Raw genomic sequence first — 7,164 nt, 5'->3', positions numbered from 1 at the left:
GTGCTCGGCCGCGCCCGCGGTACCGAAATCGTTGGTCTGGCTGCCGACCGCGATCACCAGCGTGTCGTAGGGCAGCGTCTGCGCCGGCGTGATCTCGCGGCCGCCTTCGTCGTAGCTCGCGTCCAGCTGCACCGTCTTCGCCGCGCGGTCGATGCCCGACAGCCGGCCGAGCCGGAACTTGAAATGGTGGCCGCGCGCCTGCGCGAGGAACTCGATCTCCTCGGCATGGGTGTCGAAGCTGCCGGCCGCGAGCTGGTGCAGCAACGGCTTCCAGACGTGCGTGCGGGCAGCATCGACCAGCGTGATCTCCGCTGCACCGCGCTTGCCGAGCGTCTTGCCGAGCTGCGTGGCCAGCGCGAGGCCGCCGGCCCCGCCTCCCACGATCACGATCCGTTGCATGCGAGCGCCTTTCGTCGTTGTTGTCGGGTGGAGGGTATCAGTCGACGGTCTGGCGGTAGCGAGTCAGTGCAACCGTGCCGGCCACCAGCATGAACAGCGCGATCGGCCACAGGTGCGGCGCCACCTCGGCCAGCCCGTTGCCCTTCAGCAGGATGCCGCGCACGATGCGCAGGAAATGCGTCAGCGGCAGCGCCTCGCCGATCGCCTGCGCCCAGCCCGGCATGCCGCGGAACGGGAACATGAAGCCGGTCAGCAGCATCGACGGCAGGAAGAAGAAGAACGTCAGCTGCATCGCCTGCAGCTGGTTGCGCGCGATCGTCGAGAACGTGAAGCCGACCGCCAGGTTCGCCGCGATGAACAGCACCAGCACCGACGACAGCAACAGCACGCTGCCTTCCATCGGCACGCTGAACAGCAGCCGCGCGGCGCCGAGGATCACGACCACCTGCACATAGCCGATCAGGATGTAGGGGACGATCTTGCCGAGCATCACCTCGACCGGGCGGGCCGGCGTCGCGAGCAGGTTCTCCATCGTGCCGCGCTCGCGTTCGCGCGTCATCGCGAGCGAGGTCATCATCACCATCGTCATCGTCAGGATCACGCCGATCAGCCCGGGGATCACGTTGTAGCTGGTCAGGCCCTCGGGGTTGTAGCGGCGCTGGATGCGGATCTCCCAGGGCGGCTCGGTGGGCCTCAGCGCGGCGAGCGCACCCTCCAGCTCGCGGCCGATCGCCCGTTGCGCAATGCTGTTGACCGCCGCGACCGCGTTGCCGGTGGCCGCCGGGTCGGTGGCGTCGGCCGCCAGCAGCAGCGCCGGGCGTTCGCCGCGCTGCAGCCGACGCGAGAAGTCCGGCGGCACCACGAGCGCAAACTGCACGCGGCCGGCGGCCAGCAGTGCATCGGCCTCGGCCACCCCGGCCGGACGCTCGGTGATGCGGAAGTACTGCGAGTTCTCGAGCCCCGCGACCAGGCTGCGCGTGAACTCGCTGTGGTCCTGCACGACGAGGGCCGCCGGCAGCTGCTTCGGGTCGTTGTTGATCGCGAAGCCGAACAGCACCAGCTGCATGATCGGCACGATCACCATCATCCCGAAGGTCAGCCGGTCGCGGCGCACCTGGCGCAGTTCCTTCACCAGGATGGCGATGAAGCGATTCCAGCTCATGGCTTTTCAGCCGCGAAGTTGTCCTTCGCGTCCTGCATCAGCGCGATGAAGACGTCCTCGAGGCTGGGCTCGATCGCGCTGGCTTTCAGGTCAGAGCGGTCGAGCGTGCCGAGCGCATCGCGGATCGCCTGCTCGCTGTCGCCACTGACGTGCAGCGTGGTGCCGAACGGCGCCACCGTGCGGATGCCGGGCGCCTCGCGCAGCCGGTGCCCGACCGCCACCAGGTCCGGGCCGGCCACCGCCCAGGTCACGAGCCGTGCGCTCGCGATCACCTGCTGCACCGTGCCCTGCGTCAGCAGCTTGCCGTAGGCGATGTACGCGAGCTCGTGACAGCGCTCGGCCTCGTCCATGTAGTGGGTCGACACCAGCACCGTCAGGCCGGCGGCGGCCAGGTCGTGGATCTGGTCCCAGAAATCGCGCCGCGCTGCCGGGTCGACGCCGGCAGTGGGTTCGTCGAGCAGCAGCAATTGCGGTTCGTGGATCAGGCACGCGGCGAGCGCGAGGCGCTGCTTCCAGCCGCCCGACAGCGAGCCGGCGAGCTGCGTGCGGCGCGTCTGCAGCCCGAGCTGGCCGAGCGTCGCGGTGACTTTCGCGCGCCGGTCGGGCACGGCATAGACACGCGCGATGAAGTCGAGGTTCTCCTCGATGCTCAGGTCTTCATAGAGCCCGAAGCGCTGCGTCATGTAGCCGACCTGCCGCTTGATCTGCCGCGCCTGCGTGCGGATGTCATGGCCCATGCAGGTGCCGCCGCCGTCGTCGGGCGTCAGCAGGCCGCACAGCATGCGGATCGTCGTCGTCTTGCCGCTGCCGTTCGGGCCGAGGAAGCCGTGGATGCGGCCCTTCTCGACCCGCAGGTCGACGTGGTCGACCACGGTGCGGCCGCCGTAGCGCTTGGTCAGGCCGTGCACGTCGATCAGGGCCGTGTTCATGATTTCGCGCCGAGCCGCACCTGCAGCGGCTGGCCCGGATGCAGGCGGCGCGCCTCGGCGGGCTCGGGCCGGGCCTCGACCATGAACACCAGGGCCGAGCGGTTCTCGCGGCTGTAGATCAGCGGCGACGTGAACTCCGCCTCGCGGGCGATGAAGCTCAGCCGGGCGGGAATCGGCGCGCCGCAACCGTCGCAGGCCAGGCTGACCGGCTGGCCGAGCGCCAGGCCGCCAAGCGCCGCCTCGGGCACGAAGAAGCGCGCCTTGATGTTGCCGGGCGGCAGCAGCGTCAGCACCGGGCCGCCGAGCGGCACGTACTCGCCTTCGCGGTACAGCACGTCGACCACGTCGGCCGCCGCCGGCACGCGCTGCGTCTTCTGCGCGACGCGCCATTCGGCCTGCGCGAGCTGCGCCTGCGCGGCCTTCGCCTCCTGCTCGGCGGCGGCGATCTCGGCGCTGCGCGCGCCGAGGTTCGCGACGCGCAGCTGCGCCGCCAGTTCGTTGACGTGCGCCTGGTCGCTCGCCACCTTGCTGCGCGCCTGGTCCAGCGTGGCCGGCGAATTGAACTGCTCGGCCACCAGCTTCGTGGTGCGCGCGAGCTCGGCATTCGACAACGCGAGTGCCGCCTGCGCCTGCGCGAGCTGGGCGCGCACCGCGGCGAGCTCGTCCGGGCGCTTGCCGGTGCGCAGGTTGGCGAGCTGCTGCTGCGCGGCACGCAGGCGGGACTCGGCCTCCTCGCGCGCGGCACGCTCGCTCTCCTGTTCCAGCACGAAGGCGGGCGCCGACGCCGCGGCACGGTCGCCGCGCTGCAGGTGCAGCCGCGCCAGCGTGCCGGCGACCGGTGCGGACAGCCGCACATAGTCGCCTTCCGCATAGCCGGCGTAGCCCTCGGGCGCGGGCTGGCTGCAGGCCGACAACAGCGCAGCGAGCAGGATCGGCAGGGCGGTTCGCTTCATGGGGCGTCTCCAGGCGAGGGCTGCCAGGCGCGCAGCGCGGCATCGATGCGCGTCTCGATCGCGGCATCGGACAGCAGGTGTTCGTCGATCAGCGCGCCGGCCTCGGGCGGGCCGCCGGCACCCTGCATCGCGGCGCCGATCAGGATCGGCGACGCGACACCCGCCGCGATGAAGGCCAGCACCTGCGGCGGCGGTGCGGCGCGGAACTCGCCGCGTTGCTGGGCCTGGGCGATCAGCGCGCCGACGATGCCGATGTGGCGCGGCAGGTTGGCCTGCAGGAACTCGCGCGCAGCCGCCTCGCCGGCCATCGCGTCGGCCAGGATGCGCACCAGCAGGTGCCGGTGCGCCCGGCCGAAATGCGCCAGCACGCGCAGCGCGCCGCGCAGGTTGTGCAGCGGCGTGGCGGTGGCATCGACCTCGAGCGTCAGCGCGGAGAACATCGCCTCGTAGGTGCGTTGCAGCACCGCGCGGATGAAGTTGTCCTTGCTCTTGAAGTGGTAGTGAAACATGCCCAGGTTGACGCCCGCATGCTCGGTGAGCCGGCGCACCGACAGCCCGGCGCAACCGGTCAGCGGCAGCAGTTCGAGGCCGGCATCGAGCAGGCGCTGGTCGACGTTCTGTGAGGGGCGTGGCATGGCATAACTATACGAACGTGTAGTTATCAACGTCAAGGCTGCTGCTTGAAAAACCCCGATGGCTAAATTGTCCATTTTGATAAAAAATGGACAATCAAAATTGGTGGAGCGTCATGCAGCAGTTCTCCTCGACACAGGCCAAGCAGAACTTCGGCGATCTGATGAAGGCCGCGGGAGAAGCGCCGGTGGCCATTGAACGACATGGCCGGGTCGAGGCCATCATCGCGGCGCCACGCTTCTTCTCGCCAGCCGGTGACCAGGACCTCACGGCCCGAAAGCAGGCCAGACTTCAACAAACATTGGTCGAGAAAGATCGCCTGATTCGCCACCAGCGCATTGCGCTCGACCTGGTGACGGCGACGCCCAAGGAACGTGCTGCGATGATCGCGCAGGCCCTGAAGGTGGTCGAACGCTGGCGGCAGGAGCGCCTGTGCAGCGAGGACTACATCGACCGCTGGTCCGCGATCCTTCACCAACCCGTGCGGCAGATGGCCCTGACGATGATCTCGGATGCCGAAGGTTGGGGCACGGCGCTGCGCCAGAACTCGCCCTGGGTGGGCTTGCACGCATGAACCTCAACGCGTTGTTCGCACTGCTCGACGAGGCCCGGCGGCTGTCGGGTCACCCCGACTTCGTCGTGATCGGCAGCCTGTCGATCCTCGGGCTCGAAGGGCATTTCGAGGTCCCGGCCGGCATGACGATGTCCAACGACCTCGATTGCTACACCAGGGACGACCCGCAACGGATCTTCGACTTGCTCGATGCGCTGGGCGAGAACTCCGCGTATCACCAGCAGTCCGGCTACTACCTGGATGCCGTCAGTCCGCAGCTGGCGAGCCTGCCGTCCGGTTGGGAGCAGCGCCTGATCAAGGTGGAGCGCGGTGGGCTGCGCGCCTGGTTTCTCGATCCGAACGATGCCGCCCTGTCCAAGTACGCACGTGGCGAACCGCGCGATCGGCGCTGGATCCGCGCGGGTATCGAAGCCGGCGTCGTATCTCTTCCGATGGTCAGGTCGCGCTTCGGCAGCACGAATTTCCTGGACGATGACGAGCGGAACCAGGCCCGGCAGCGGGTGGCCGCCGATCAGGCCTGGGTGGATGGCGTCGGCCAGGAGCCCGAAAGCCCTTGACCCGAAGACGTCAACCGGCCAACGACAGCGTGATCTCGTCGATCTTCGCCAGCACCTCCGGCGTCAGCTTCGGCGTCAACGCCAGCGCGCCCAGGTTGTCCTGCAGCTGCGACAGCTTCGACGCGCCGAGGATCACCGTGCTGACCCGCGGGTTGCGGTTGACCCAGGCCACCGCCAGCTGCGCGAGGTTGCCGCCCAGGTCGCGGGCGATCGGCTCCAGCTTCGCGACGGCGGCGTTCTTGTCCGCATCGGTCAGCCCCTTCAGCAGGAAGCCCATCCCCTCCAGCGCGCCGCGGCTGCCCTGCGGCACGCCGCTGCGGTACTTGCCGGTCAGCAGGCCGCTGGCCAGCGGGCTCCAGGTCGTCAGGCCCAGGCCGATGTCGTCATACAACCGCGCGTACTCCTGCTCGACGCGTTGGCGGTGGAACAGGTGGTACTGCGGCTGCTCCATCACCGGCTTGTGCAGGTGGTGGCGCTCGGCGATGTCATAGGCCGCGCGGATCTCGGCGGCGCTCCACTCGCTGGTGCCCCAGTACAGGGCCTTGCCGCGGGTGATCATGTCGCTCATCGCCCACACCGTCTCCTCGATCGGCGTGTGCGGGTCGGGGCGGTGGCAGTACACCAGGTCGATGTGCTCCAGCTGCATGCGCTTGAGCGAGCCGTCGATCGCCTGCGTCAGGTACTTGCGGTTCAGCGTGTCGCGCCGGTTGACGGTGTTGCCCTCGCGGTCCAGCCCCCAGAAGAACTTGGTCGACACGACGAAGTTCAGGCGCGGCCACTTCAGCTGCCGGAACGCCTCGCCCATCACCACCTCGCTCTGRCCGGCGGCGTACGCCTCGGCGTTGTCGAAGAAATTGACGCCGGCGTCGAAGGCCGCGGCGAGCATTTCCTTGGCCGAACCGGTGTCCACCTGGTTGTGGTAGGTGACCCAGGAGCCCAGCGACAGCTCGCTGACCTGCAGGCCGCTGCGGCCCAATCGACGGTATTTCATCGCTACACCTCGTTAAGAAGTGCGGCATCTTAGCCACAGCCCCGCGGTCGATTCGCACGCCGTCCACGAGCCCCCACGGCCGAGTGCGGGTACTCTCGTGGGCCCTCTTTGCGGGCGGTGCGCTTCGCGTTACCGTCGCGACCGTGACCAAGATGATCAGACCCTGCTCCCTCCTGCTGCCGCTGGCGCTGTGCGCGCTCGGCAGCCCGTCCGCGGCCCAGGCGGCCACCCGCAGCGCCGGCGGCTTCGCGTCGTTCAGCACCTGGCTGATGCTGCCCTTCCTCGTCGCGTTCGCGGTCGCCGGCCACATCTTCATCGGCCGCGGCGCGAAGGCGCTGGCCGCCTCATTCCAGCCGCTGGCCAGCGGCGAACTCGAACTCGCCGGCTACGAGCGCAACGTCTACGGCACCTCCGACCGCGCGATGCTCGAGGTGGTGGCGGTGCCGATCGTCGCGGGCCTCGTGATCTGGCTCGGCGCGGCGCTGTCGTTCGGCTGGCTGATCACGCTGGGCATCTTCGGCGTGCTCGGCGCGGTCGTGTTCGACATGGCGCGCTGGGAGCGCGTCAGCGTCAGCGCGAACTACGTCTGGTTCCAGCGCGGTTTCACCGGCAAGGTGCACCAGGTGGCGATCGAGAACATCCGCGACGTGAGCGTCGTCGAGGAAGACGGCACGCTGCCGACGCTGCGCCACCTGAACCGCAACAACCGGGTCTGCCGCCTGCTGATGCGCATGACCGACAAGCGGGCGGTGGCGCTGCCCAAGACCGATGCCGAGACGCAGCTCGACGCGGTGGAAAACGCCGCCAACCAGGTGCGCTGGCGCCTGCAGGCGCTGCAGGACAAGCAGAAGGGCGGCGCGACGACCCGGCCGGGCCCGCTGGCCGCAACGGCCCCGCCTGCTGCCTCCCGCCCGCCCCCCGACCCCGACGGCGGCCGCATCCCGACGGCCGGCGACAAGGAAATGC

Annotated in this window: 9 protein-coding genes; 3 read left to right on the top strand and 6 right to left on the bottom strand. The window is 69.2% G+C overall.

Annotated elements, in window-relative coordinates; all coding sequences use genetic code 11:
* From AC1D12_RS19610 to AC1D12_RS19590, 5 genes are all read right to left on the bottom strand, one after another.
* Positions 1-399 (bottom strand): FAD-dependent oxidoreductase (locus AC1D12_RS19610; RefSeq protein ID WP_477842368.1); only part of this gene is annotated, 399 nt, incomplete at its 3' end.
* Between the two features lie 37 nt (positions 400-436).
* Positions 437-1,561 (bottom strand): ABC transporter permease, encoded by a 1,125-nt coding sequence (locus AC1D12_RS19605; RefSeq protein WP_477825184.1) that lies wholly within the window; start codon positions 1,559-1,561, stop codon positions 437-439.
* Positions 1,558-2,490, bottom strand: a complete 933-nt coding sequence (locus tag AC1D12_RS19600; protein WP_477842366.1) for an ABC transporter ATP-binding protein — start codon at positions 2,488-2,490, stop codon at positions 1,558-1,560. The genes AC1D12_RS19605 and AC1D12_RS19600 overlap by 4 nt, the downstream gene beginning before the upstream one ends.
* Positions 2,487-3,443, bottom strand: coding sequence for an HlyD family secretion protein (locus AC1D12_RS19595; protein ID WP_477842364.1), 957 nt, complete (start codon positions 3,441-3,443; stop codon positions 2,487-2,489). Before AC1D12_RS19595 ends, AC1D12_RS19600 begins: the two co-directional genes overlap by 4 nt.
* Entirely contained in the window at positions 3,440-4,078 is a 639-nt protein-coding gene (locus AC1D12_RS19590; RefSeq protein WP_477825181.1) for a TetR/AcrR family transcriptional regulator, read from the bottom strand. Before AC1D12_RS19590 ends, AC1D12_RS19595 begins: the two co-directional genes overlap by 4 nt.
* A gap of 113 nt (positions 4,079-4,191) precedes the next feature.
* Between AC1D12_RS19590 and AC1D12_RS19585 the strand changes: the two genes are divergently transcribed.
* Both AC1D12_RS19585 and AC1D12_RS19580 read left to right on the top strand, forming a co-directional pair.
* Complete coding sequence (locus tag AC1D12_RS19585) at positions 4,192-4,650, top strand: type II toxin-antitoxin system Phd/YefM family antitoxin (protein ID WP_477842362.1); 459 nt, start codon at positions 4,192-4,194, stop codon at positions 4,648-4,650.
* Positions 4,647-5,207, top strand: a complete 561-nt coding sequence (locus AC1D12_RS19580; protein ID WP_477825179.1) for a DUF6036 family nucleotidyltransferase — start codon at positions 4,647-4,649, stop codon at positions 5,205-5,207. The genes AC1D12_RS19585 and AC1D12_RS19580 overlap by 4 nt, the downstream gene beginning before the upstream one ends.
* 10 nt (positions 5,208-5,217) lie before the next feature.
* Here the strand turns inward: AC1D12_RS19580 and AC1D12_RS19575 are convergent, their stop codons facing one another.
* Positions 5,218-6,198: a potassium channel beta subunit family protein gene (locus AC1D12_RS19575; RefSeq protein ID WP_477825178.1), complete on the bottom strand. Its 981-nt coding sequence runs from the start codon at positions 6,196-6,198 to the stop codon at positions 5,218-5,220.
* A 143-nt stretch (positions 6,199-6,341) separates the two neighbouring features.
* Here AC1D12_RS19575 and AC1D12_RS19570 point away from each other — a divergent pair.
* Positions 6,342-7,164: hypothetical protein (locus AC1D12_RS19570; protein ID WP_477842360.1), on the top strand; the 823-nt coding region annotated here is incomplete at its 3' end.

Source organism: Rhizobacter sp. P1_G5 (genome assembly GCF_056405435.1).
This window is presented reverse-complemented; position numbering and strand designations above follow the sequence as displayed.